Source organism: Brevundimonas sp. (assembly GCF_016742135.1).
Classification (GTDB): Bacteria; Pseudomonadota; Alphaproteobacteria; order Caulobacterales; family Caulobacteraceae; genus Brevundimonas.
Map to the genome: position 1 here is coordinate 206,430 of NZ_JACVCG010000004.1, position 24,425 is coordinate 230,854.

Genomic DNA, 24,425 nt, shown 5'->3' on the forward strand with positions numbered 1-24,425 from the left:
GGACCGGAGTCAGCCTTGCGGATCGGCCGGCGGTGTATTTCTGACGGGCGCGAGGCGGAAGCTGAGGATGATGGCGGCGACCAGCACGGCGACGGCGGCGGTCAGGGCCACATAGGCCAGCAGGGCATTGCGCGGCTGCTCGGCCACGAACACCGCCAGCAGGCCCCAGGCGATCGGCAGGGCATAGGCGATCTGGCGCAGGCGCGCGGTAACCAGCAGCGCGGTCAGGGACACCAGCCCCACCGCCAGAATGGCCCAGGTGGTCGGGGGCAGGATATCGGGCAGGGCGTCGTTGCCGGTCAGGACGGTGATCAGATTGACCGGAGCCGCAATCGTCAGCCATCCGGCCAGCAGCATCAGCGGCCAGGCGGTCAGCCACAGCTCGGCATCCTTGCGCCCCAGTGCGCGGATCTGGCGGGCCTTGAGCAGCAGCGGGATCAGGATCACCAGCAGGGAGCCGAAGATCAGGATGATGGTGGTGGTCTCGGCATCCAGCGCGGCGGCCACGACCCACCAGCCGATGCCCAGCAGGGCGCCGACGGCGGGCCAGCCCAGGGCCACGGTCAGGGGGCGGTCGCGCCCCTGAGGCAGCAGCTGGAACACCGCATGGGCGAACAGTCCCAGATAGATCAGGCCCCAGATGGAAAAGGCATAGCCCGCGACCTTGAGCGTCTCGTCGCTGTCGGCGGCGAATTCCGCCGGGCTCTGGCCCCAGCCCAAGGCGGTCTGGGAATAGCCGATGGCGATGGCGAAGATCACCGCCGACAGCAGGATCAGGCGGCGGAGGAGGGCGGTCGAGAGGGCGTCGGGCGTTTGCATGACGGCATTACGCACCGGAACGGCAAAGGTTCAATAGCGGGGCGCTATGCCGCGTCCAGCACGCTGCGGAACAGGGTGGCGCCGTCGGCGGAGCCGAGCTCGGCCTCGAAGGCGCGGTCGGGGTGGGGCATCATGCCCAGCACGTTTCCGCGCGCGTTCTGGATTCCGGCGATGTCGTTGACCGAACCATTGGGGTTGTCGACATAGCGGAACACCACCTGGCCCTGGCCCTCGATGCGGGCGAGCGTCTCAGGCTCGGCGAAATAATTGCCGTCGCCATTGCCCTGGGTCATCAGTACCTCGCGCTGTCCCTGATAGCCCGAGGTGAAACGGGTCTGGCCGTTGGCGACCGTCAGGCTGATGGGTTTGCAGACGTATTTCAGGCCCCGGTTCCGTAGCAGGGCACCGGGCAGCATTCCGGCTTCGCACAGGATCTGGAAGCCGTTGCAGATGCCGACCACGGCCACGCCATCGTCGGCGGCCTTTTTCACGGCCTGCATCACCGGCGACAGGGCCGCCATGGCCCCGCAGCGCAGGTAATCGCCATAGGAGAAACCGCCGGGAATGACGATCAGGTCCAGGCCATCGGGCAGGGTCGTGTCCTGATGCCAGACCATGTCGACGCGCGCGCCGGTCGATCGCTCGACGGCGACCTTGCAATCACGATCACAGTTGGACCCGGGGAAGACGATGACGGCTGCGCTCATGGCGCGGGCGTGTAGCAGGGTTCGCGGGTGTTGTCAGGAGCCGGGCCGGGGCGCGCGACAGGCCGATGCAGAAAAGCCGTGGCGGATGCGCCGGAAGCCTGCTTCTATCCCGGTCTGCCTGTTCAACCGGATGCGAGTGTCACATGCGTCTCCTTGCCCTGATCAGTGTTCTGACCCTGATGGTCGCGACGCCAGCCCTTGCCCAGGCGCAGATGTCTGTGCGCGAGTTCAATCAGATCGCCGCCAATGCCCCGAGGGATGCTTCTGCGTTCCTGAGGCCGTCGGTCCGGCGCGCCGCCAACGCCATACAGGGCGCCTTCGAAGCGGCGCGGGCCGAAGAGGCCGCGGCCCGACGCGCGGGGCGCACCCCTCCATTTTGCATGCCTGAACGGATTCGCCTGTCGCCCGACGAAATCGTGGCGCGCATGAAGGCGGTTCCGGCCGCGCGCCAGAACCAGACCCTGAACCAGGCTGTGCGCAGCTGGATGGTCGAACGCTACCCCTGCCGCTGACGGTTCTCGCAGGATATCCCGCCATGATCCGGACGGTGGTCACGGCAGGCCTGGTCCTGGCGCTCGGGGCCTTCCTGCTGGCCTGGCTGGAGATGCAGAGGGCCACGCGCCTGTTTGCACCGGATGCCTATGTAGCGGTGGTGGCGGGGCTGTTCGCCATCGGGGGAGTCTGGCTGGGCTGGAAGGTGGCGACGCGTCGGCACGGACCCGACTTCGTTCGCAATGAGGCCGCCATCCGTTCACTGGGGCTTACGGGGCAGGAGATGCGGGTGCTGGCGGAGCTGGCGTCCGGCCGTGCGAACAAGGAGATTGCCCGGACGCTGGGCCTGTCGCCCAATACGGTCAAGACGCATCTGGCCCACCTGTTCGCCAAGCTGGGGGCGGGCACCCGCACCGAGGCGGTGGGTCGGGCGCGCGACCTCGGCCTGATCCCCTGAGCGGGTGACTCCGTCGAATTCACCCATACGGGTGATAGGCGAGCGGTCGATGGAGGCGCAGGGTGCAGGCGTTACATCAGCGGGGAGGCCGTCATGGCGCGCATCATCTTCATCTACGGGCTGGTTGCCGGCCTGATCATCATCACCGGCATCATCGGCACGATCGTGCTGGCGGGCGACCAGCCGCACGGCAATGTCTGGCTGGGCTATCTGATCATGCTGCTGGGCATGTCGGCGGTCTTCATGGGCGTGAAGCGCTATCGCGACCGCGAGCGGGGCGGGGTGATCCGCTTCCTTCCGGCGCTGGGCGTGGGCTTGGCGATCGCCCTGGTGGCGTCTCTGGCCTACGTTCTGGTGTGGGAAGTCTATCTGGCGATGACCGACCATGCCTTCATGGAGCAGTACATCAACGCGACGCTTGAGGCCCGCCGCGCCGAGGGCCTTTCGGGCGAAGCCTATCGCAAGCTGGAGGCCAGCTATCGAGAGATGGCCGTGGCCTATCAGTCGCCGCTGTATCGCCTGCCCATGACCTTTGTGGAAATCTTCCCGGTGGGGCTGCTGGTCTCGGTCGTCAGCGCCATCCTGCTCCGCAACAGCCGCTTCATGCGGGCGAGGGCCCGGGCATGAGCGACCGGCAGGAAGTCTTTGACGCCCTGCGCGCGCTGATGCTGCGTCACGGCGACGGGCTGGACGTAACCCGGGATGTGCCCGGCGATCTGGTGGTCCGGACTCGCGTCCTGGATGCCAAGGGCCAGCCCGGCTGGTTCGGGACGGTGACGATGCGCAAGAGCTACGTCGCCTTCCACCTGCCGCCGCTTTACGACCACCCGGTGCTGGCGGAGGCCCTGTCGGATGAGTTGGCGCGTCGGCGGCAGGGCAAGACCTGCTTCAACTTCAGGGCCGTCGAACCCGCGCTGCTTGACGAACTGGAGGCCCTGACCGCGAAGGTCAGGACAGCCATCGGCGCGGTCTGAGCTTCAACCGGCGTTTTCCTGGGTCGCGGTGATCGAGGCCTTCTGTCAGACCAGGGCGCGGATCGCCAGGACGAGTTCGGCTTGACGGTGCAGATCCATTTTCGCGTAGATGGATTGAAGCTGGCTGCGGACCGTGCCCATCGAAACTGCCCGAGCCTCGGCGATGTCGGCCAGGGCGTCGCCTTCGGCGACGTGCAGGGCAACGGCGGCCTCTGCCGGGGTGAGGGCGAATCGCTGGATCAGGAGGTCAGCCGGGGCGACCGCAGGTTGCTGTTTGGGGCGAGCCAGGACGAGAACTGCCGGACCGTGGGCCAGGCTGGTGCGGGCCAGAGGCAGAGGCTGGATATCGAAGGCCATCTGGCGGTCCCCGTTCACCGACCACAACGTCAGGGGTGGATTGAGGGCGACGACGCCTGATCGGGCAGCGGCGCCCGCCCGACCGATGCACTCGATGAAGGCTGCGTGATGCTCGGGGCGGGCAGGCAGGAGATCGTGGCCCTGTAGCCGCACAATGTCGGCCGAGGCCGCCAGGCTCTCGCCGCCGGCAGAGGTGGCGACCACCCGGCCGGCTTCGTCCAGAAGATAGGCGGCGGCGGAGACGGCATCGAAGGCCATGACCACCGCCCCCAGGCGCGCCGCGTCCAGGGTCGACTGAAACCGGACAGCAGCCTCGGTGTAGGGCGCCAGGGCGTCGAAGGCGCGAAAGGCCTCGGCGTCCATCGGGCCCTGGCGGCGGGTGCGGCTGACCGACATGCGGGTGAGACGGTCCCCGTCGCGCCGCACGACGACCTGGCAGTTGAACCACAGGTCGTGGACATCAAACAGTTCGGCATAGATCGGATGACGCGCGCGGGTTTCCGCGTCGACATAGTCCTGATCGGCGACCGCCTTCATGAGCGGCGCGCCAGCCCCGATCCGCATCCGGGGATTGACCACGGGATTGGCCAGCCCGAAGGCTTCGACTTCCTCGACGAAGCCCTCGGAGACTTCGGTCAGCCAGTGGACACCGACGCCGCCGTCGCTTCGAACGTCGATCAGTTGTCCGGATCGGGCTCCACAGGCCGCCGCCACGGCGCTCAAGGCCTCGGGCCAAAGGGTGCCGTCCAGCGCGGCTTCCAGAAGAAGGACGCGGGCCCGATCAATCGCAGCGTACCCGTCAACCGCCATGCGACACATCTCACTCTCGCAGATAAGGTATCGATGGTTTCCAAAATCGTCCATTGCGGACGACGACGGGGAAGAGACGGCTGCGCGTATTGCATTTGCATGATGCGGGGGCCGCAGACCGTCTTAGACAGACGTTACGCCAAAGGGGGATGGGGAATATTCATGTCGATCATATCAACACTCGCTGCCGCGGCCCTCGCCAGCAGCCCGGGAACAGCTCAGGATCCCGTCTGGATCGAAGAGCGAACCACACAGGGGTGTCTCTTTTATTTGGCCGGCATTGATCATGGCGAGGCGGCTGGCGCACCGCCTCCTTTCACCTGGTCAGGTGCCTGCCAGCCCGGCACGCCGATCAACGGGGCCGGCGTGTTGGAGGCGCGGATTGCCGTTGAGGGTGATTTGATCGTCGAACGCTGGACCGGCACGATGGTGGACGGCTATTGGCACGGGTCGGTGCGATCCGAGCGGTTCATGAGTGAGAATGGCGGGCCGCTGGAGCCTTCGTCCTACTCTTATGACAACTGGGTCCCGTCGGTTACGTCGCGCTATGAAATGGGCTGCAACGAGTACACCCTGAACCGTCGGCAATGTCCGGCCCGTCCACAAAGCGCCTCCACAGATTCCAGCGGGCCCCTGGAACCGACGGGCGGACGCATCTACGGTTCGATCGAGCCCTATGTTCCGACAGGGGGCGAGTCGGGATCGAATTCGTCCCCGATCGGAACGGAGACAGGTTTTTCGGCCGCCTTCCTCGATCCGTCGGGACAACCGTGCGTGACCGCCGAGGCCCTGCCGACCCGTTCCGACCGTGTGTACTGGAAATACGGTATGCGTTTCACAAACATCTGCGGACGACCGTTCCGGGTCAGACTTGAAACCATTCCGCATCCCGAGAAGGACGCGGAGGTCAGGATGGGTGCCGTCTACGCCAACTCCACATCCAGCGAATTCACCTGCCTGGAACGCCGTAACGGCTCGGCACAGCTGACCGATTGCGTTGGTGGCTATGCCCGGTGGTGGCTGATCACCACGGCCTCCAACCCGGAGGAATCCGCGGCGCAAGAGGCCCCCCGACCGCCGTCCCGCTGAGGTCCCTAACCCACGTTCTCATAGATGCCCGTGATCGAGGCCCGGGCCAGGGTGTGGAAATGCAGGTTGAAGCCGAACACGGCGCCCGAATTCTCGGGCGTGACGTCCAGCGTCTCGGTATCGACGGCGAAGACGGTGAAGATGTAGCGGTGCGGGCCGTGGCCGGGGGGCGGGGCCGCGCCGCCATAGCCGGGCTCACCAAAGTCGGTGCGGCCCTCGACCGCGCCGGAGGGCAGGGGACCGCCCGCCGGGATTTCGGTGACGTCGGCGGGGATGTTGGCCACCGTCCAGTGCCAGAAGCCCGAGCCGGTCGGGGCGTCGGGGTCATAGCAGGTGATGGCGAAGGACTTTGTGCCCGCGGGCGCGCCCGACCACTTGAGGTGCGGCGAGGTATTGCCCTTCGCCTGTACCTGGGCGTCGGGCAGGACGCCCCCGTCGGTGAGATCGTTCGAGGTGAGGGTGAAGGTCATGGGGTACTCCCGTCCATCTGGCGTTCTTCAGGCAATGGCGCGTCGCCGCTGAGGTTCCCCGAGAACCCTACTCCACCTCGATGCGGTAGCTTTCGATCACGGTGTTGGCGAGCAGGGTGTCGCACATCTTCCTGACCTCGGCGTCGGCATTGTCGCCATCGAAGTCGAACTCGATCATCTTGCCGACGCGGGCGTTGGAGACGCCGGTCCAGCCGAGGCCGTTGAGGGCGCCCTCGACGGCCTTGCCCTGCACGTCCAGCACGCCGGGCTTCAGGAAGATGTGAACCTTTACTTTCGCCATCAGTGCAGTCCCCCCTGAATCACGGTCGGCATATCCTTCATGATGCCGAGGCGGCGGGCCACCTCGGTATAGCTTTCGATGACATTGCCCAGGTCGCGGCGGAAGCGGTCCTTGTCCAGCTTTTCGCCGGTTGAGGAGTCCCACAGGCGGCAGCTGTCGGGGCTGATCTCATCGGCCAGGATCACGCGGCTGAAGTCATTTTCCCAGATGCGGCCGAACTCGATCTTGAAGTCGATCAGGGTGATGCCGACCGCGCCGAACATGCCCGACAGATAGTCATTGACCCGCACCGTCATGGCCAGGATGTCGTCCAGCTCCTGGGTCGTGGCCCAGTTGAAGGCCGTGATGTGCTCTTCGGTGACCATCGGGTCGTTGAGCTCATCCTTCTTGTAGTAGAATTCGATGATCGAGCGGGGCAGGGGGGTGCCTTCCTCGATACCGAGGCGCTGGCTCATCGAGCCGGCCACGACGTTGCGGCACACGACCTCGAGCGGGATGATCTCGACCTCGCGGATCAGCTGTTCGCGCAGGTTCAGCCGCTTGATGAAGTGGTTGGTCACGCCGATGCCGTTCAGGCGCGACATGATGAACTCGCTGATGCGGTTGTTGATCACGCCCTTGCCCTCGAGCGTGGCCTTCTTCTGGGCGTTGAAGGCGGTGGCATCGTCCTTGAAATACTGGATCAGGGTGCCGGGCTCAGGGCCTTCGTAGAGGATCTTGGCCTTGCCTTCGTAGAGCTTCTTGCGCTTGGCGTTCATGTGCGTTCCGAGGCCGGAATACCGGCGGGACTTGGGGACTCACGGGCCGGAATTGCCGTTCGGGCCGGAAGGATCCGGAGCGAAACACCAGGGGCAAGGTCAGGCCGTTGAGGGGGAAGGGATGGTGCCCCTCCTTAGCGGAAGCCAGGCCGGGTGACAAACCTTGGCCGGGGCCGCGTGTGCCTGCCTGCGACAACGACTTTTGTTGCGTTCGGGTGCGGGCGGGGTATAGACCGCCCTGCGTGCCATCAAGGGGCCGCGACAGGAGCATTTGACGTCCATGACCACCTTCGACGATCGGGAAAAAGGGTTCGAGACCAAATACGCCCTCGATCAGGAGCAGGAGTTCAAGGCCGTCGCCCGGCGCAACAAGCTGCTGGGTCTGTGGGCGGCCGAGAAGATGGGCCTCTCCGCCGAAAGCGCCGAACAATACGCCGCCGCCGTGGTCCGTGCCGACTTTGAACAGCCGGGCGAGGAGGACGTGTTCCGCAAGATCGCCGGTGACTTCAAGGGGGCCGGCCTGACCGTCTCGGAAGGCGAGATCCGCGGCAAGATGGACGAACTGGCCTCCATCGCCCGCGACCAGGTCCGCAACGAGGGCTGATCGCCTCCAGGTCTCTGGGGTGCTGACGTACAAGAATGGCCGCGCCCGGGAGGGACGCGGCCATTTCCGTTAGGGTGACTTCATGGATCACCCGGTCCGCCTCCGCGCGAGGAAGGATGGGACTGTGCGGAGACGAAGCTCTCGCTCGATCAGTTCGGCATGACCACGGTATCGATGGCGTGGATGACGCCGTTCGAGGCGGCGACGTCAGCGGTGACGACGCGCGAGGTGTTGCCGGCCGCGTCCGTCAGGGTGACGGTGCCGTCGACGACGCGGGCCGTCAGCGTGCCGCCCTGGACGGTGGTCAGGGTGGCCGAGCCGCCGCCCTGTTCGATCTGCCGGGTCAGGGTCGCGGCATCCACACGACCCGGAACCACGTGGTAGGTCAGGATGCCGGTCAGGGCATCACGCTGGGCGGGCTGCATCAGGCCATTGCGCGTGTCGGCCGGGATCTTCTCGAAGGCAGCGTTGGTCGGGGCGAAGACGGTGAAGGGGCCGTCCCCGTTCAGGGTGTCGACCAACTGGGCCGCCTGGACCGCGCTGACCAGGGTCGAGAAGTCGGGGTTGCCCTGGGCCACGGCCACGACCGTGCCGTCAGCAGCCGGGGCCATGGTGTCGGTTGCCGCCGGCTCCATGGTGTCGGTGGCGGGGACTTCCGGCTCGCTGTTGCAGGCGGCAAGGCCGAGGATGGCGACGGCCGAGACGGCCGTCATGACGCGGATACGGGTGAATTTCATTGTCGCTTCTCCTGAGGCGAACCGCGGATTGCGGTACCGGGGGAGATACTGCCCAGCCGCTGAAAGGATGCGGGGTGATCACGTTTTCCGGCGCGACATGTGACCGCACCTGTCGGTTTCGTGATCCGGGATGCGGCCGCCCGCAGGCCGGCTCAGGAACCGAAGACACGGGCGAAAATCGTGTCCACGTGCTTGGTGTGATAGCCGAGATCGAACAGGGCCTCGAGCTCGGCCTCGGGCAGAATGACGCGCGTGTCGGCCTTGAGGAAATCGAGGAACTGCCCTTCGCCGCGCCAGACCTTCATGGCGTTCTCCTGAACCGCCGCATAGGCGTCCTCGCGGCTGACACCGGCCTGGGTCAGGGCCAGCATGACGCGCTGCGAATGAACCAGCCCGCCCAGCAGGTTGAGGTTCTTTTCCATATTGGCCGGATAGATGTTCAGCCGCTCGACCACGCCGGCCAGACGGTGCAGGGCAAAGTCGAGGTGGATGGTGGCGTCGGGGCCGATGCCGCGCTCGACCGAGGAGTGGCTGATATCGCGCTCGTGCCAGAGGGCGACATTTTCCATGGCCGGGGTGACGGCCGAGCGGACCAGACGGGCGAGACCGGTCAGGTTCTCGGTCAGGATCGGGTTGCGCTTGTGCGGCATGGCCGACGAGCCCTTTTGCCCCTTGTCGAAGAACTCCTCGGCCTCCAGCACCTCGGTGCGCTGCAGGTGGCGGATCTCGACGGCGAGGCGCTCGACCGAGGAGGCGACGACGCCGAGGGCGGCGAAGAAGGCTGCGTGGCGGTCGCGCGGGATGACCTGGGTCGAGACCGGCTCGACCGTGAGGCCCATCCTGTCAGCGACATAGGCTTCGACGGCGGGATCGACATTGGCAAAGGTGCCGACCGCGCCGGAGATGGCGCAGGTGGCGATTTCCTCGCGCGCGGTGACCAGCCGCCGGCGGGCGCGCTGGAACTCGGCATGATAACCGGCCAGCTTGAGGCCGAAGGTGACCGGCTCGGCGTGGATGCCGTGACTGCGGCCGACGCAGGGGGTGAGCTTGTGCTCCTTCGCGCGGGTCTCCAGCGCCGCCAGCACCCGGTCGACGCCCTCGATCAGCAGATCGGCGGACCGCGCAAGCTGCACCGAGAAACAGGTGTCGAGCACGTCGGAGGACGTCATGCCCTGATGGAGGAAGCGGGCTTCCTCGCCGACGATCTCGGCCACATGGGTCAGGAAGGCGATGACGTCGTGCTTGGTGGTGCGCTCGATCTCGTCGATGCGGTCGGCGTCGAAGGTCACGTCCCTGCCCCTGGCCCAGATGGCTTCAGCCGCGCTGGCCGGAATGGTGCCGAGCTCGGCCATCTTCGTCGCGGCATGGGCCTCGATCTCGAACCAGATCCGGTATTTGGTCTCCTGGGACCAGATGTCGGTGGCGGCGGGGCGGGAATAGCGCGTGATCATGGGCTGGCGTTTCGGTCGGCAAGGCGGGGGAGTCAAGGTTGCGGCGAATCCGCTCGGGGTTCATTGAAGCCCGGAGCTAAGGGAGCCCGTCATGAAGCTGATCCTCGGAGACAAGGCCTATTCCACATGGTCGCTGAGGCCGTGGCTGATCCTGAAGCGCTGCGGGGCCGGGTTCGAGGAGGTGATGGTCGCCCTGAACCGACCGGATACCGCCGCGCAGATCGCGCGTCACGCGCCGGCGGGCAAGGTGCCGGCGCTGGAGGTGGAAGGGGTGACCGTCTGGGACAGTCTGGCCATCGCCCTGTGGGCCGAGGAACACTATCCGCACGCGCGGCTGTGGCCGGTCGATCCGCACGCCCGATGGGTGGCGCGCTCGGCGGTCTGCGAGATGCATTCGGCGTTCGGAACCCTGCGAAATGAATTGGGCATGGCACCCCATCATCCGATGTGCGTGGTGCAGGACGAGGCGCATCAGCCATCCGGGGCCCTGTCTGCCGACATCCGCCGGATGGTCGCGATGTGGGCGGATGCCAAGGGCCGGTTCGGCGAGGGCGGCCCGTATCTGTTCGGCGACTGGTCGATCGCAGACGCCTTTTTCACGCCGGTGGCGGCGCGCTTCCGTCACTTCCGCATCGACCTGGAAGCGCATGGCGATGACGGGACGGCGGCCGAATACTGTCGGGTCCTGCTGTCCCAGCCGGATTTTCTGGAGTGGAGCGAGGCGGGCCTCGAAGAGCTGGGTCTGAAAGGGAACGGTTAACCGTCACCAAACACCGCTTCTTAGGGGGAACCGGGGCAGGATGGGCACGTTCGGCAAAGAACGCCACCCTCAAGCCCCAGAGCCCCGATGTCCTCGCCTGTTGTCCCCGGACCCGCAAACGCCGACCAGCCCGGCTGGGTGAGCGTGGTCGTCAGCATCGTGGTGGCCTGCAGCCTGTGCGCCCTACTGCTCAGCAGCCTGATTTAGGGGGCCGGATTCGATCGGAAGCGGACCTTCCGGCATCGGCGGCGGGGGCACGAAATCCAGATAGATGGAAATGCCGGTCTGGCCTGTGGCCACGGCCTTGAGTGTGTTCAGCGGCCGTCCTTGCAAACGCTGGTAGATCCAGTAGGCGGCCACGACCTTTTCGACATAGTCACGGGCCTGGGGCACATCGATGGTCTCGATCAGCAACAGGGGGTCGGCGTCCGGCCCCAGTTTTCGCAGCGCACCCAGCATCGGCCCGGGTCCGGCGTTGTAGGATGCCACGGCCCGCAGCACGTCGCCATTGAAGGCGGACAGACCCAGCATCTTGATCACATAGGCCTGGCCCAGCCGCATGTTGACCGCCGGCTGGTAGAGGCGCTCGGGGTCCGAGATAAAGCCCCGGTCCCCGCTGAGCTCGGCGGCTGTGGTCGGCATGACCTGCATCAGGCCATAGGCACCGGCACCGGAGCGGACGCGCGGATTGAAGTCGGTCTCCTTGCGGGCAATGGCATAGACCAGCGACGGCTCAATGACGAAGCCGCCCTCGGGCTCGAGCAGCGGCATGGGATAGCGCATGGCGTCGATCACCTCGGCGTCACGTGCGCGGGGCGTCAGCTGTCGAGAGAAGGCTCGGCCCAGGGCGGACCACAGCTTGCGGTCCTCTTCGGTCGTGGCGGAACGGAGGCCCGTGCGGAACTGCTGGCGGGCGTCGTCCAGCCGGCCCACCTCGATCCAGGCGACCACGCGACGGGCCTGGGGATCGCGGTCGATGAAGGCGATCAGGCTTTGATCGTCAACGCGGATGTCGGGAGTAAAGGCGATGGCGCGCAGGCCCTCGTCCTCGGCGGCGGTATAGGGCTGGGGGCCCCAGTTCCGGAGCGTCGGTTCGATGTCCAGCTGATAGAGGGCGATCTGGCCATAGAAGGTCGCGGGCCAGGAGGCCGACAGGCGCAGCAGGGTGTCGATCTGCTCCAGCTGGCCGGAACGGGCGGCAGAGCGGGCGGCCCAGAAGGCAGCCCCGGCCCGCACCCAGGCATCCTCGGTCGGATCCCAGGCGACGCGCTCGAAGGCGGTGAAGGCGCCGGGGAAATCGCCCATCCGCCAGGCGGACAGGCCGACCACCCACCAGTCGCCGATCGCGATGCCGGTGGCATGGGCGCGGCCGAGATCATCCGCGTTGAAGGCGATGCGGGCGGCCTTGGCACCCTCGGCCTCGGTCAGGCTCTCCCAGGTGCGGCCATCGACGCGGCGCGGACGACGCGGCTCGGGCGCGCCGTCAGGCCGTCGACGGAGCGCCAGGGCATAGACGCGGGGAGCCTCGGGCAGGTCGGCATAGTCCTCCAGCCAGGCGCTGAGTTCCTCAAAGCTGGAGACGTAGTCGGGATGGAACAGTCGAGCGAATTCGACCTGGCCCAGAAGGACGCGGTCTTCGGCCTGGCGGGCCGAGGCGCGGGCGGCCTCGAGGTCGCCGCGTCGCAGCGCATCATAGGCCGTGGTGTAGTTGAGCCGGTCGGAGTTGCTGAGCACGCGCGGCTGGGCCGACGCCGGGGTCGTCAGGGCAGCAGCCATCAGGATCGCAACCAGGCCTGCGAACAAGCCTGCAAACAAGCTCCGTGCCGCAAGGTCTGAAAACCGTCGGATCATGCTGCCCCTTTGAGTCGCCTTGCCCCGTCTGTCCCGTATCCGATCAGGTTCCCGCCGGATCAGGGGTCGTTCGCAAGGGTGATGCCAGCCCCTCGGACGTCCCGGAAGGCGCCATAGCTGTCGCCTCAATGGGGCGTTTTTGAGTCAGGCCCTCGAGGGGGAACGCCCAGACGGGCCGCGACCGTCAGCAGGTCGGCCCAGACCATGGCCTTGGCCTGGGGCTGGCGTAGCAGGAAGGCGGGATGAAGGGTCGGCATGACGGGTGCCGAAACGCCGCCCTCCGGCAGGTGCCATTCGCCCCAGTTGCCGCGCAGCCGCGTGATGCCCTCTTCGGTGTGCAGGATGGCGCGGGCGGCGGCGGCGCCGACGGTCAGCACCAGCTTCGGCTTAACCAGTTCGAAGGCGCGCGCGACGAAGGGCGCGCAGATCGCCTGCTCCTCGGGGGAGGGCGTACGGTTGCCGGGCGGACGCCAGAAGACGCTGTTGGTGATGATCACCTGATCCTCGAGGTTGGCGACCCTGAGCATCCGGTCCAGAAGGCGGCCGGCCTTGCCGACGAAGGGCAGACCCTGGGCGTCCTCCTCGGCACCGGGGCCTTCACCGATGATCATGAGCGGGGCCGTGGCCTCTCCGCGCCAGACCACCGCCTGACGCGCGCCCAGGGTGCTGAGGGGGCAGGCCTCGAAGCCCCGAATCGCCTCGGTCAGGGACTCCAGCGAATCCGCCGCCCTTGCCACGGTTCGGGCCAGGGCCACCGCTTCTGCCACCGTGTCGGCGGAGACCTTGCCCGGAGGGGGTGCCGCGCGCAGCGGTGTAACGGGGCCGGGCCGGGCCGGGCCAGGCGCGCGGGTCGCCCTGGCGGGCGGGGGCGGAGCGGTTTCGCGCGTGCGATCCACCGGCGCGTCGCCGAAACAGTCCTCGACGCCCGCATCGTGCCAGAAGGCCAGAAGCGCGGTCAGGGCATCCGAAGCGGCGGGAGAAGCGTTCATGCAGGCCGGGTCACAGGGTTGATGATCGGGGTGTAAGCCTTGACCACCCCCACGTCACCTTCTGATAAGGGATCAACCGCGGACCGAACCGGGTTCGGACAAAGTTTGCAAGGGGAGCCAACCATATGGCCAAGGATGCCACCGAAGGCGGCGCGAAGAACGCCTGGCAGGAAGCCGTGATCGACCGCCTGCCCGCGGTGGAGGCCCTGACCGGGGCCGAGCGCGAGGCCATGGAATATGATGTCGTCATCGTCGGGGCCGGTCCTGCCGGTCTCGCCGCCGCTATCCGTCTGAAGCAGAAGGCCGCCGCCGAAGGTCATGAGGTCTCGGTCGCCGTGCTGGAAAAGGGCTCGGAGGTGGGCGCGCACATCCTGTCCGGTGCCGTGATCGATCCGGCGGGCCTCGGCGAACTGTTCCCTGACTGGAAGGAAAGGGGCGCGCCGCTGGACACGCCCGTGACCAGGGACCGCTTCCTGGTGCTGGGGCCGCAGGGGCAGCTGGACATCACCCTGCTGCCGCAACCGGCCTATATGAAGAACCACGGCTGCTACGTCGGCTCGCTGGCCAATCTGACCCGCTGGATGGGCGAGCAGGCCGAGGCGCTGGGCGTCGAGGTCTATCCCGGCATGGCCGCCAGCCATGTGGTCTGGGACGAGCCGTCAGGCCGGGTCGCAGGCGTGATCGCCGGGGTGTTCGGCCTGGATCGCTCAGGCAAGCCGACCGACGACTTCGAGCCCGGCATCGAGGTGCGCGGCAAATATGTCTTTATCGGTGAAGGCGTGCGCGGTTCGCTGGCCAAGACCATCATGGCCCGTCACAACCTGTGCGACACAGCCGAGCCCCAGAAGTTCGGCATCGGCATCAAGGAGCTGTGGCAAGTGCCGGCCGAGAAGCACCAGCCGGGGCTGGTGCAGCACACCCTGGGCTGGCCGCTGGACGACAAGACCGGCGGCGGGTCCTTCCTGTACCACTTTGGCGATCGGTATGTGTCGGTCGGCTTCGTGGTGCACCTGAATTACAGGAACCCGTTCCTGTCGCCGTTCGACGAATTCCAGCGCTTCAAGCATCACCCGGCGATCGCCGAGCATCTGGAGGGCGGCGAGCGAATCTCCTATGGCGCGCGGGCCATCACCGAGGGCGGCTATCAGTCGGTGCCGAAGCTGGCCTTCCCCGGCGGGGTGCTGATCGGCTGCTCGGCGGGCTTTGTGAACGTGCCGCGCATCAAGGGCAGCCACAATGCGGTGCGGTCGGGCATTCTGGCGGCTGACGCGGCGTTCAATGCGCTCAGGGCCGGGCGGTCGGGCGATGAGCTGGTCGAATACCAGGCCGCCTATGAGGTCTCGGACATTGCCCGCGAGTTGAAACTGGTGCGGAACGTCAAGCCGCTCCTGTCGAAGTATGGCGCCTTCTTCGGCACCCTGCTGGGCGGGATCGACATGCAGATCACCAGCCTGTTCCGGGGCTGGTCGCCCTTCGGCACCCTGGGGCACGGCAAGACGGATGCAGCCTCGACCGAGCCGGCGTCGAAGCACAAGCCGATTGCCTATCCGAAGCCGGACGGCAAGCTGAGCTTTGACAAGCTGAGCTCGGTCTTCATCTCGAATACCAACCACGACGAGGACCAGCCGTCGCACCTGAAGCTGCTGGACCCCGCAGTGCCGATCCAGGTCAATCTGCCCAAATATGGCGAGCCGGCGCGGCTGTATTGTCCGGCCGGGGTTTATGAGGTGCTGTACGACGAGGACGGCAAGTCCAATCCGCGCTTCCAGATCAATGCCCAGAACTGCGTCCACTGCAAAACCTGCGACATCAAGGACCCGTCGCAGAACATCGTCTGGACGACGCCGCAGGGGGGCGGGGGGCCGAACTATCCGAACATGTAGGAGTCGCGCGGGGCGAGGGGGCTCTTGCGGACCGTCGGTAAACCGTGAAGGCTTGAAGCCATGAAGCGTCTCTCTCCCCTCGCGACCTGTTCTGTCCTTGCTCTCGGGCTCGCCCTGATGTCCGCGCCTGCCCAGGCGCAGGAGATGCCGCCGTTGCCGACAGGGCGTCCTGAAGCCCTGCCGCCGCCGGCGCGCATGCCCGAGATCTGGGAGCCGGTGCCGGTCGATAGCGAGGGACGGTCGGTCTATGGCCTGTTCCTGGTCGGACGGCTGGCGGCCAGCGAGGGCGAGGCCGGCATCGGGGCCGAGTATCTGCGTCGGGCACAGGTGCTGGCGCCGGACGTCGAGACGCTGCAGCTTCAGGCCTTCACCTCGTCCCTGATCGGCGGTGACCTCGACTATGCGGGTCGGCTGTCGCCGGACGGCGAGGCGGTGCCGCCGGTGCTGGCCGAGGCCGGGCGCCTGGTCGAGGCGGTGCAGCATCTGGTGCGCGGGGATGCGGCGGCCGCCTGGGGGGTGGTCGCGGACCGGCCGATCGGACGCCCCCATGCGCGCCCCGGCACTTATGTCGCCCCCTTCCTCGCCGCCGCCGCCGGAGACTGGGAACGAGCCCTTGCGCCCGTGCAGGGCAGGCCCGGCGACATCAACAGCCTTTTCCAGCGGTCGCACCGGGCCCAGCTGCTGGAAATCCGGGGCGATCATGGTCAGGCCGAGGCGGAGTATCAGCAGCTGATCGCCAGCCGGGGGGGGCGCCAGCTGTTCACCCTGGCCTATGGCGAGTTCCTGGAGCGGCGCGGACGTCGGGCCGACGCGGTGGCTCTCTATGACGCGACCCAGGCCGAGGTTGGCACGGATCCCTCGCTTCAGGCCGCGCGGGCCCGGGCGGCGGGTCGGGGCCGTCCGCCGGCCCTGCCGACCCTGAGGGAAGGCGCGGCCAGGGCGCTCGAGAATGCGGCTCTGCAGGCCAGCATTGAAGGCGCACACGAGTTTTCAGCCGTCTATCTGCGGCTGGCCTATGCCCTGGCCCCCGATCCCGAGACCCTGCTGAATGTCGGCGTCAGCCTGGCCGAGGCCAGTCTGGAGGTCGCGGCCCGCAATACGTTTGCGCGCATCGGACCGGAAGCCGGCCGCGTCTATGTCGAGGCGCGGGTTCAGGCGGCGCTCAGCTATGGCCGCGAAGGCATGCCGGACGCGGCACTCGCGGAGTTGAACAGGGCCTTCTCCGCCCGTCCGTCGGATGCCGGGATCGCCTTCCTTCTGGCCAGCCAGTTGGCCGGCATGGGCCGCCATGAGGAGGCGTTGGCGCTGGTGGAAGGCCCTCTGCTGAATGCGGCGACACAGGACCACTCGGTACGCTACCTTCGGGCGGGCATCTATGACGCCCTGGGGCGGCTGGACGAGGCCGAAGCCGAGCTGTGGGCCGCCCTTCAGGCCCGGCCGGACGATCCCGAGATTCTCAACTATCTGGGCTATATCTGGGTCGATAGCGGTCGGCGGGTCGATCAGGGCGCGGAACTGATCGCGCGCGCCGCCGAAATCGATCCGGGCAACGCCAATATCCAGGACTCGCTGGGCTGGGCCCGCTATCGCCAGGGCCGCTATGAACAGGCGGTGGGCATTCTGGAAGGAGCGGTGGACGGCGAACCCGCCAATGCCGTGATCAATGACCATCTGGGCGACGCCTATTGGCAGGTCGGACGCCGTCGCGAGGCGGTGTTCCAGTGGAACCGGGTGCTGACTCTTGAACCCGACGCCGAACTGCGCGCCGCCGTCGAGCGCAAGCTGGAGGGCGGGCTTCCGTCCGAAGACGCCGGGTCGACGGACGGGTCCTTCTGACGGTCGTCATGCAGTGGCACGAGGCCGCTCCGGCCAAGATCAATCTGTTCCTGCATGTCGGGCCGGTAGGGGCTGACGGCTATCACCCGCTGTGCAGTCTGGTGGCCTTCGCCGATGTCGTAGACATGCTGACCCTCGATCCGGACGGACCGCCGGGGCTGACGGTGACGGGACCCTTCGCGCACGCGCTGGCAGGACAGCCCCGGACGGCCGCCGACAATCTGGTGCTGCGCGCGCTTGCCGGGCTGACCGCAGCGACCGGTCTGGAGACCTCGGGCCTGTCGCTGACGCTGGACAAGCGGCTGCCGGTCGCCGCCGGGCTGGGCGGGGGCTCGGCCGATGCCGGCGCGGCCCTGAGGCTGGCGCGGCGGTATCTGGCACCGGACCTGAACGATGAGGTGCTGGTGGGGGTGGCAGAGGGTCTGGGCGCGGACGGCCCCATGTGTCTGGCGGCGACCCCGGCACGGGCCGAGGGGCGGGGCGAGGTTCTGACGCCCGAGCCGCGCCTGCCCCCGCTGCATGCCGTGCTGGTCAATCCGGGTGTGCCCTCGCCGACGGGGGCGGTCTATGGGGCCTATGACACCCTGGGGAAGGGTCAGGCGGACTGTCCGGCGGACCCGGCCAACTGGGAGGCCGAGGCCGTCATCCGATGGCTGGCCGAACAGAGGAATGATCTGGAAGCGCCAGCCCTGCTGAACACACCCGCCATCGGTACGGCACTGGAGGCCATGCGGGCCGAGGGGCATGCGCAGCTGGTCCGGATGTCGGGATCGGGCGCCACGGTGTTCGGCCTGTATACCGATGCGGCTGCGGCGGCCCACGCAGCCGAGGCTTTGACCTCCGCACACCCCCACTGGTGGGTCAGGCCAGCGCGTCTGGGCTGATTTTCGCCACATCCCGGCCCCGTCCGGGGTCATTTCTGGGCATTTGCGGTCAAGCTGAAACTCCATCGAACATGAATGGATTGTCATGTTCGAGAGGTCACTCTTGTGGAGTCTCACGCTGGCCCTCCCCCCGATCCGGCGTAACCGAACAATGGAGTTTACCATGCTGAAGACAGCCATGATGTCGGCGGTTGCCACCGTCGCCCTGGTCGCCGCCGGTCCCGCCCTGGCCCAGGAAGCCACCCCGCCCACCACGCCTCCGGCCGAGACGATGCCCATGACGCCGCAGGAAGCGGCAGAGGCCCCCTCGGTCACCGAGGTGCTCCGCAATGACGGGCGCTTTACCACCCTGCTGGCCGCGCTGGAGCAGGCCGAGCTGACGAGCGTCCTGGAGAGCCAGGCCGCCGTTTCAATCTTTGCCCCGACGGATGACGCCTTTGCCGCTCTGCCAGAAGCGGACCGCGCCCGTCTGATGGATCCTGCCAATGTCGGCGAGCTGCGCGAACTGCTGCTGTATCACGTGATCGCGGCCGATGTGGCGTCCGACCAGATCCTCGGCACGCGCGGTGGGGTGCCGACCGCAGCCGGTGCCCAGGTGCAGTTCGACGGCACCGGTGACGCCATCCGCGTTGACGCCGCCACGGTGGTCGAGGGCGATATCCAGACCGCCAACGGCACGGTCTTTGCCATCGATACCGTGCTGAATCCGGCCGCGTCGCAGGCCGCGATGGGCGACGAGGACGTGGCTCAGCCGGTCCAGCCGGAGCCGGTTGAGGCGACGCCGCCGACCCTGCCGGATGATCCGGTCGATGAGGCGATGGAGCCGAACGACCCCCTGCCCACGACCCCGGAATAAACCCCTCCCGGTCGATTTGATGAATGGCCCCGGACATGCGCCGGGGCCATTTGCGTATGCGCCGCTTAACGGCCCGCAAACCGGTGATCCCGTAAGGTTGCGCCATGAAAACGCTCAGCCCCGACCTGATCGCCCGCTTCACCGCCGTCCGGGACCGTGTGTCCGCCGGGGACCGCGAGATGTTGGCCGCCCTTGCGCCCGCCGCCGCCGAGGCGGCCGTCGCCTCCGCCCCGCACTGGGATTTCGACCAGCCCGGCCACCGGGTGGAAGAGGCCTTGTGCGCGGCGTTCGGGACCAAACTGACGGACGATCACCGCCGGGCCATGATCGCCCATTTTGCGCTGGAACTGCCCGGTCGGATCGCCGCAGAACGCCTGCCCGAGGCCAGTCTGGAGCTCTACCCCGAGTGGATCGGGCGGATGGCGGATTTCCTGACCGAGGCCACCGACCCCTATGACCGCGATTTCTGGGCCAAGGACGTGCGGCTGTCGCTGGCGCTGAGCGTGCCGGGCGCCCGCACCCAGATGATCGACCTCAGTTCGCCCCTGGGACCCGGCCAGGTGCTGCGCCACGCGCGCGAGGGCTGGGGCTGGTCGGTGATCCCCGCCTATGCCGCCGCCCAGGCGTGGAAGCCGTGGCTGGAGGTGCACACCGAGAGCCGCGAACTGTCCGATTTCAACGAGGCCGGCTGGGACCGGGCCTGGGCCACCGCCGCCGAAATCCTGAAGACCCGCCCGGAGATGGCGGGCATGCTGGGCTCCAGCTGGTTCTATGATCCGCCGCTGGAGCAGATCAGCCCGCGGCTGGCCTATCTGCGGCTCAATCCGCTGAAGCACGGGGCCTTCATGGTCCATCAGGGCCCGGGCGAGATCCACACCCAGCGTGCCGCCACCAGCTCGCCGACCCGCAAGGCCCTGATCGAGGAGGGCAAATATACGGCCCGCTCATGGATCGTCGCCTGGCCCCGCCCCGCCCTGATCCGCTGGGCCGATGCGCGGAAGGCGGCGGGCGTCGCTGAGGCGGCGTAATTAGCTTTCCCCTCTCCCGTGGGAGAGGGGGCAGGGGGTGAGGGGCTCTCCCTGTCCTTCGGCGTGAGCCGTCGCACGGGTCCTGCAACGGCGGTCGCCGACCCCGGCCACCGACCCTCATCCGGCGCTCGCGCGCCACCTTCTCAGGCTCCGCGCTGCCCTTCGGGTCCCACCGGGAGAAGGGAACAGAAATGACGATCTCTTACGCCGCCTTCGACGCGCGGCCCTGCCCCACACACTCTCCCCACGCCTGATCCACGGGCAGAATCGTCAGGCCGGCCTGTTTCGCCAGCGTCAGCACCCGGTCGAGATCGGCGGGGGTGCAGCCGTAGGGGGTGGGGTGGTCGGAGACGTCGTGGGCATAGGCAGTCAGCCAGCCGCCCTTGTCCGCCGCCTCGGCCATCATGGCCTCGAGGTCGTAGCCTGGCAGGCGGCGGCTCTCCATGCCGAAGCTCTTGATCAGCATCCGATCCTCGCGGCCGAGGTTCAGCCCTTCGCGCACCCCGCGCGACAGATCGAACCGGCTGCGCAGGATCCGCTTGGCACCGAGAGAGGCATCGCCGAAGGGCCAGGCGAAGGTCTGCATGCGATAGCCGTCCAGCCGTTCGGCCACCCAGCGGGCGTTGCGATCCAGACTGTCGGCCAGCGCCGGGCCGTCCAGCCGCAAGACGCTGTCGTGGCCAAAGGTGTGGCAGCCGACCTCGTGGCCCGCCGCATGCAGGGCCTGCAGCTGATCGGTGGTGAACTGGGGCAGGTCGAGGTTGGTGCCGCGCTCCAGCCCGCCGCAGACATAGTAGGTCGCCAGAACCCCGTGGTCGGCGAGGATCGGCCCGGCGACGCTCCAGGCGCTCTCGGGAAAGTCGTCGAAGCTGAGGCTGAACAGGCCGCGCACGGGCGCCACGGTCACCGGCTCGATCTCCAGATAGCGGGCGGCGCGCCTGCGGAATTGGTCCAGCTGTCTCATGGCGCCATCCTGCCCGCCGACGCTTAAGGAACGGTGCAGTCGCCTTGTCGCCACGGCCCGGCGCGTCTAGGGTCCGCCGCCTTCTTCCCCGGACGAAATGCCTGACGTGACCACTGAACCTCTCTCGTTTCAGGACCTGATCCTGACCCTCCACAAATACTGGGGCGATCAGGGGTGCGCGATCCTGCAGCCCTATGACATCGAGGTGGGGGCCGGCACCCTGCACCCCGCGACCGTGCTGCGCGCGCTCGGCCCCCGCCCGTGGAAAGCGGCCTATGTGCAGCCGTCGCGTCGGCCCGGCGATGGCCGCTATGGCGAAAATCCCAATAGATTGCAGCACTATTACCAGTATCAAGTGATCCTGAAGCCGAACCCGGAGGACCTGCAGGCCCTCTACCTCGGGTCGCTGAAGGCCATCGGGATCGATCCGAAACTGCACGACATCCGTTTCGTCGAGGACGACTGGGAGAACCCGACGGTCGGGGCCTGGGGTCTGGGCTGGGAGGTCTGGTGCGACGGCATGGAAGTGACGCAGTTCACCTATTTCCAGGGCGTCGGCGGCATCGAGGTCGATGTCGTCTCGGGCGAGCTGACCTATGGGCTGGAGCGCCTGGCCATGTATGTTCAGGGCGTTGATAATGTTTACGATCTTCGCTTCAACAAGGATGGCCTGACCTATGGCGAGGTCTTCCTCGAGAACGAGCGCCAGCAGTCCGAGGCGAATTTCCATGGCTATGACGTCGACGGGCTGAAGCGCCGATTCGAGGACATGGTGGCCGAGGTCGAGCGCCTGCTGGCCATGAAGGGCCCGCAGGGTCAGGCGCTGGTGCTGCCGGCCTATGACCAGGTGCTGAAGGCCTCGCACCTGTTCAACCTGATGGATGCGCGCGGCGCCATCGCCGTCGCCGAACGCCAGAGCTACATCGGCCGCATCCGGGATCTCTGTAAGGCCTGCGCCACCGAATGGGTCGAGCAGGAAAGGGGACGCGCCTGATGCCCCAGCTTCTTGTTGAACTGTTTTCCGAAGAGATCCCGGCCCGGATGCAGGCCGGGGCGGCGCGTGATCTGGAGCGGATGGCGACCGACCGGCTGAAGGCTGCGGGCCTGACGTGGGAGGCGTTGACGACCTTTGCCGGGCCGCGGCGGCTGACGCTGGTGGTCGAGGGATTGCCGGCGGCGACGCCCGACCGCGAGGAAGAGATCAAGGGGCCGAAGACCAGCGCACCCGAACAGGCGCTGGAGGGCTTCCTGCGCAAGACCGGCCTGACTCGCGACCAGCTGGTCGAGCGGGACGGCGTGCTGTTTGCGGTGGTCTCGGAAAAGGGGCGGGCGACCGCGACCCTGATCCCCGAGATGGTCGAGCGGATCGTGCGAGACTTCCCCTGGCCCAAGTCGATGCGCTGGGGCACCGGAACGCTGCGCTGGGTGCGGCCGCTGAAGCGGATCGTCTGCCTGTTCGACGGGGCGGTGGTGCCGTTCGCCATCGACGGCATCGCTCCCGCCTCAAGCAGCGAAGCGGTAGGCGGACTAAAAAGCGGCGATGTGACCGAGGGCCACCGCTTCATGGGCTCGGGCCGGCCGTTTGCGGTCAAGGATTTCGCCGACTATCGCGCGAAGCTGGAGCGCGAGCATGTGCTGCTGGACGCCAGCGACCGACGGCTGAGGATTCTGGAGGCGGCCCGGGCCGTCTGTCACGCCGAGGGGCTGGAGCTGGTCGATGACGACGGCCTGCTGGACGAGGTCGCGGGTCTCGCCGAATGGCCGACGCCGATCTTGGGCCAGATGGACCCGGCCTTCCTCGACCTGCCGCCCGAGGTGGTGCGCCTGTCGATGAAGGTGCACCAGAAGTATTTCGCGGTTTCTCTCCCCTCGCAAAGCGGGGGGAGTACCGCCGAAGGCGGGGAGGGGGGCGGACGCGTGCAGCGACTCGCCCCGAACTTCGTCGTGGTCGCCAATGTCGAGGCCAGCGATGGCGGCACGGCGCTGGCCGCCGGCAATGCCCGCGTCCTGTCGGCCCGCCTGAACGACGCCCGCTTCTTCTGGGACGAGGACCGCAAGGTCGGCTTCGACGTCTGGCTGGACAAGCTGAAGGGCGTCACCTTCCACGCCAAACTCGGGACCATGGCCGAGCGGGTCGACCGCATCGCGGCGCTCGCCCGCGAGATTGCCCCGCTGGTCGGCGCCGACCCCGATCAGGCGGAACAGGCCGCCCGCCTCGCCAAGGCCGATCTGGCCAGCGGCATGGTGGGGGAATTCCCCGAACTGCAGGGGATCATGGGTGGCTATTATGCGCGGCTGGCCCCCACCCCCGCCCTTCGGGCGGACCCTCCCCACACGGGGGAGGGAGACGGCGCCGCTCTCCCTCCCCTTGATGGGGAGGGTGGCCGCGAAGCGGGCGGGTGGGGCGACGCCATCGCCGACGCCATTCGTGACCACTACAAGCCGCAGGGCCCCAACGATGCGGTCCCGACCGCGCCGCTGACCGTCGCCGTGGCGCTCGCCGACAAGCTGGACACCCTGGTCGGCTTCTTCGCCATCGACGAGAAGCCCACCGGCTCGAAGGACCCGTTCGCGCTGCGGCGGGCGGCACTGGGGGTGATCCGGCTGGTGTTGGAGATGGGCGCTCGAGTGGACCTCAAGTCCCGGCTGCGCCAGCAATGCTTTTTCTATTACGATGGGCTCGGCTTCAAGGACCGCGAAGACGGCTTCAAGAATGAAGTCGAGCTTTTTATGGTCGATGGCTCGCCGCAGCGGCGCAGCTCTCGCCGGGTCGAAGCGACGACGCTCGACCTCCTCGCCTTCTTCGCCGACCGCCTGAAGGTTCTGCTCCGCGACCAAGGCCAGCGACACGATCTGGTGGATGCGGTGTTTGCACTGGGCGACGACGATCTGGTCCGCATTGTGCGGCGGGTCGAGGCGCTGGGAGCCTTCCTCGAGACCGAGGACGGCGAGAACCTGCTGGCCGGTTACAAGCGGGCGTCGAACATCCTGCGGGCCGAGGCCAAGAAGGGCGAGCTGCCCGAGGGCGAACCCGTCGCGCTGGACGGCGCCTCGCCCGAGGAAACCGCCCTGATCGCCGCCGTGGCGAAGGCCGGGACCGAGGTTGAAGCCGCCTTGGCCACCGAGGATTTCGCCGCCGCCATGACCGCGCTGGCCGCCCTGCGCGCGCCGGTCGATGCCTTCTTCACCGCCGTCATGGTCAACTCCGACGTCCCCGCCGAACGCGACAACCGCCTGAAACTGCTGGGCCAGGTGCGGGCCGTGATGGGTCGCGTCGCCGATTTCGGGAAGGTGGGGGGGTAAAGAACCCCTCCGTCCGGCTGCTTCGCATCCGACCACCTCCCCCTT

At 67.5% G+C, this 24,425-nt stretch carries 25 protein-coding genes; 14 read left to right on the top strand and 11 right to left on the bottom strand.

All coding sequences use genetic code 11. From position 1 onward, the window contains the following. Positions 1-9: 9 nt before the first annotated feature. A complete protein-coding gene (locus tag IBJ06_RS10085) occupies positions 10-819 on the bottom strand; it encodes a hypothetical protein (protein ID WP_292159843.1) in 810 nt (269 codons plus the stop codon). A gap of 44 nt (positions 820-863) precedes the next feature. Continuing rightward, complete coding sequence (purQ, locus tag IBJ06_RS10090) at positions 864-1,526, bottom strand: phosphoribosylformylglycinamidine synthase subunit PurQ (protein WP_292159845.1); 663 nt, start codon at positions 1,524-1,526, stop codon at positions 864-866. Between the two features lie 143 nt (positions 1,527-1,669). Between purQ and IBJ06_RS10095 the strand changes: the two genes are divergently transcribed. From IBJ06_RS10095 to IBJ06_RS10110, 4 genes are all read left to right on the top strand, one after another. Continuing rightward, a complete protein-coding gene (locus IBJ06_RS10095) occupies positions 1,670-2,038 on the top strand; it encodes a hypothetical protein (protein WP_292159847.1) in 369 nt (122 codons plus the stop codon). A 23-nt stretch (positions 2,039-2,061) separates the two neighbouring features. Further along, positions 2,062-2,475: a LuxR C-terminal-related transcriptional regulator gene (locus tag IBJ06_RS10100; RefSeq protein ID WP_292159849.1), complete on the top strand. Its 414-nt coding sequence runs from the start codon at positions 2,062-2,064 to the stop codon at positions 2,473-2,475. Positions 2,476-2,568: 93 nt separating this feature from the next. Continuing rightward, positions 2,569-3,102: a DUF4199 domain-containing protein gene (locus IBJ06_RS10105; protein ID WP_292159851.1), complete on the top strand. Its 534-nt coding sequence runs from the start codon at positions 2,569-2,571 to the stop codon at positions 3,100-3,102. Beyond that, the gene (locus tag IBJ06_RS10110) at positions 3,099-3,449 is read left to right on the top strand and encodes a hypothetical protein (protein WP_292159853.1); all 351 of its coding nucleotides are present in this window, start codon (positions 3,099-3,101) and stop codon (positions 3,447-3,449) included. Before IBJ06_RS10105 ends, IBJ06_RS10110 begins: the two co-directional genes overlap by 4 nt. 45 nt (positions 3,450-3,494) lie before the next feature. Here IBJ06_RS10110 and IBJ06_RS10115 read toward each other — a convergent pair whose 3' ends face one another. Then, positions 3,495-4,616, bottom strand: coding sequence for a helix-turn-helix transcriptional regulator (locus IBJ06_RS10115; RefSeq protein ID WP_292159855.1), 1,122 nt, complete (start codon positions 4,614-4,616; stop codon positions 3,495-3,497). A gap of 162 nt (positions 4,617-4,778) precedes the next feature. Between IBJ06_RS10115 and IBJ06_RS10120 the strand changes: the two genes are divergently transcribed. Next, positions 4,779-5,705, top strand: coding sequence for a hypothetical protein (locus IBJ06_RS10120; protein WP_292159857.1), 927 nt, complete (start codon positions 4,779-4,781; stop codon positions 5,703-5,705). 5 nt (positions 5,706-5,710) lie between these two features. Here the strand turns inward: IBJ06_RS10120 and IBJ06_RS10125 are convergent, their stop codons facing one another. The 3 genes from IBJ06_RS10125 to purC all read right to left on the bottom strand — a co-directional run bounded on the left by IBJ06_RS10125 (position 5,711) and on the right by purC (position 7,234). Next, positions 5,711-6,175, bottom strand: coding sequence for a YbhB/YbcL family Raf kinase inhibitor-like protein (locus IBJ06_RS10125; RefSeq protein ID WP_292159858.1), 465 nt, complete (start codon positions 6,173-6,175; stop codon positions 5,711-5,713). Positions 6,176-6,242: 67 nt separating this feature from the next. Then, positions 6,243-6,476 (bottom strand): phosphoribosylformylglycinamidine synthase subunit PurS, encoded by a 234-nt coding sequence (gene purS / locus IBJ06_RS10130; RefSeq protein WP_292159860.1) that lies wholly within the window; start codon positions 6,474-6,476, stop codon positions 6,243-6,245. Then, positions 6,476-7,234, bottom strand: coding sequence for a phosphoribosylaminoimidazolesuccinocarboxamide synthase (gene purC / locus IBJ06_RS10135; protein WP_292159861.1), 759 nt, complete (start codon positions 7,232-7,234; stop codon positions 6,476-6,478). The genes purS and purC overlap by 1 nt, the downstream gene beginning before the upstream one ends. 280 nt (positions 7,235-7,514) lie before the next feature. Here purC and IBJ06_RS10140 point away from each other — a divergent pair, with 280 nt between their 5' ends. Next, the gene (locus IBJ06_RS10140; RefSeq protein ID WP_292159862.1) at positions 7,515-7,838 is read left to right on the top strand and encodes a DUF1476 domain-containing protein; all 324 of its coding nucleotides are present in this window, start codon (positions 7,515-7,517) and stop codon (positions 7,836-7,838) included. Between the two features lie 149 nt (positions 7,839-7,987). On the opposite strand, the gene IBJ06_RS10145 is transcribed toward IBJ06_RS10140, so the two are convergent. Then, positions 7,988-8,575, bottom strand: a complete 588-nt coding sequence (locus tag IBJ06_RS10145) for a fasciclin domain-containing protein (RefSeq protein WP_292159863.1) — start codon at positions 8,573-8,575, stop codon at positions 7,988-7,990. 152 nt (positions 8,576-8,727) lie between these two features. After that, a complete protein-coding gene (purB, locus tag IBJ06_RS10150) occupies positions 8,728-10,026 on the bottom strand; it encodes an adenylosuccinate lyase (protein WP_292159865.1) in 1,299 nt (432 codons plus the stop codon). Between the two features lie 91 nt (positions 10,027-10,117). Here purB and IBJ06_RS10155 point away from each other — a divergent pair, with 91 nt between their 5' ends. Continuing rightward, positions 10,118-10,786: a glutathione S-transferase family protein gene (locus IBJ06_RS10155; RefSeq protein ID WP_292159867.1), complete on the top strand. Its 669-nt coding sequence runs from the start codon at positions 10,118-10,120 to the stop codon at positions 10,784-10,786. 183 nt (positions 10,787-10,969) lie between these two features. Here the strand turns inward: IBJ06_RS10155 and IBJ06_RS10160 are convergent, their stop codons facing one another. Together IBJ06_RS10160 and IBJ06_RS10165 are read right to left on the bottom strand one after the other, a co-directional pair. After that, entirely contained in the window at positions 10,970-12,562 is a 1,593-nt protein-coding gene (locus tag IBJ06_RS10160; RefSeq protein WP_292159870.1) for a lytic transglycosylase domain-containing protein, read from the bottom strand. Positions 12,563-12,762: 200 nt separating this feature from the next. Further along, positions 12,763-13,626, bottom strand: coding sequence for a uracil-DNA glycosylase (locus tag IBJ06_RS10165; protein ID WP_292159873.1), 864 nt, complete (start codon positions 13,624-13,626; stop codon positions 12,763-12,765). 125 nt (positions 13,627-13,751) lie between these two features. Here IBJ06_RS10165 and IBJ06_RS10170 point away from each other — a divergent pair, with 125 nt between their 5' ends. From IBJ06_RS10170 to IBJ06_RS10190, 5 genes are all read left to right on the top strand, one after another. Beyond that, a complete protein-coding gene (locus tag IBJ06_RS10170) occupies positions 13,752-15,509 on the top strand; it encodes an electron transfer flavoprotein-ubiquinone oxidoreductase (protein WP_292159877.1) in 1,758 nt (585 codons plus the stop codon). Between the two features lie 117 nt (positions 15,510-15,626). Continuing rightward, positions 15,627-17,345 (top strand): tetratricopeptide repeat protein, encoded by a 1,719-nt coding sequence (locus tag IBJ06_RS10175; RefSeq protein ID WP_292159880.1) that lies wholly within the window; start codon positions 15,627-15,629, stop codon positions 17,343-17,345. An 8-nt stretch (positions 17,346-17,353) separates the two neighbouring features. Beyond that, positions 17,354-18,229, top strand: coding sequence for a 4-(cytidine 5'-diphospho)-2-C-methyl-D-erythritol kinase (locus IBJ06_RS10180; protein WP_292159883.1), 876 nt, complete (start codon positions 17,354-17,356; stop codon positions 18,227-18,229). Positions 18,230-18,392: 163 nt separating this feature from the next. Then, complete coding sequence (locus IBJ06_RS10185) at positions 18,393-19,085, top strand: fasciclin domain-containing protein (protein WP_292159886.1); 693 nt, start codon at positions 18,393-18,395, stop codon at positions 19,083-19,085. Between the two features lie 104 nt (positions 19,086-19,189). After that, a complete protein-coding gene (locus IBJ06_RS10190; RefSeq protein ID WP_292159889.1) occupies positions 19,190-20,113 on the top strand; it encodes a hypothetical protein in 924 nt (307 codons plus the stop codon). Between the two features lie 202 nt (positions 20,114-20,315). Here IBJ06_RS10190 and IBJ06_RS10195 read toward each other — a convergent pair whose 3' ends face one another. Beyond that, positions 20,316-21,077 carry a polysaccharide deacetylase family protein gene (locus IBJ06_RS10195; RefSeq protein WP_292159892.1) on the bottom strand — a complete coding sequence of 254 codons (762 nt, stop codon included), beginning with the start codon at positions 21,075-21,077 and terminating at the stop codon, positions 20,316-20,318. Between the two features lie 106 nt (positions 21,078-21,183). On the opposite strand from IBJ06_RS10195, the gene IBJ06_RS10200 reads away from it, so the two are divergent. Continuing rightward, on the top strand, positions 21,184-22,071 hold the full coding sequence (locus IBJ06_RS10200) for a glycine--tRNA ligase subunit alpha (RefSeq protein WP_292159896.1): 888 nt from the start codon (positions 21,184-21,186) through the stop codon (positions 22,069-22,071). Then, positions 22,071-24,380, top strand: coding sequence for a glycine--tRNA ligase subunit beta (glyS, locus tag IBJ06_RS10205; RefSeq protein WP_292159899.1), 2,310 nt, complete (start codon positions 22,071-22,073; stop codon positions 24,378-24,380). The genes IBJ06_RS10200 and glyS overlap by 1 nt, the downstream gene beginning before the upstream one ends. Positions 24,381-24,425: the final 45 nt, after the last annotated feature.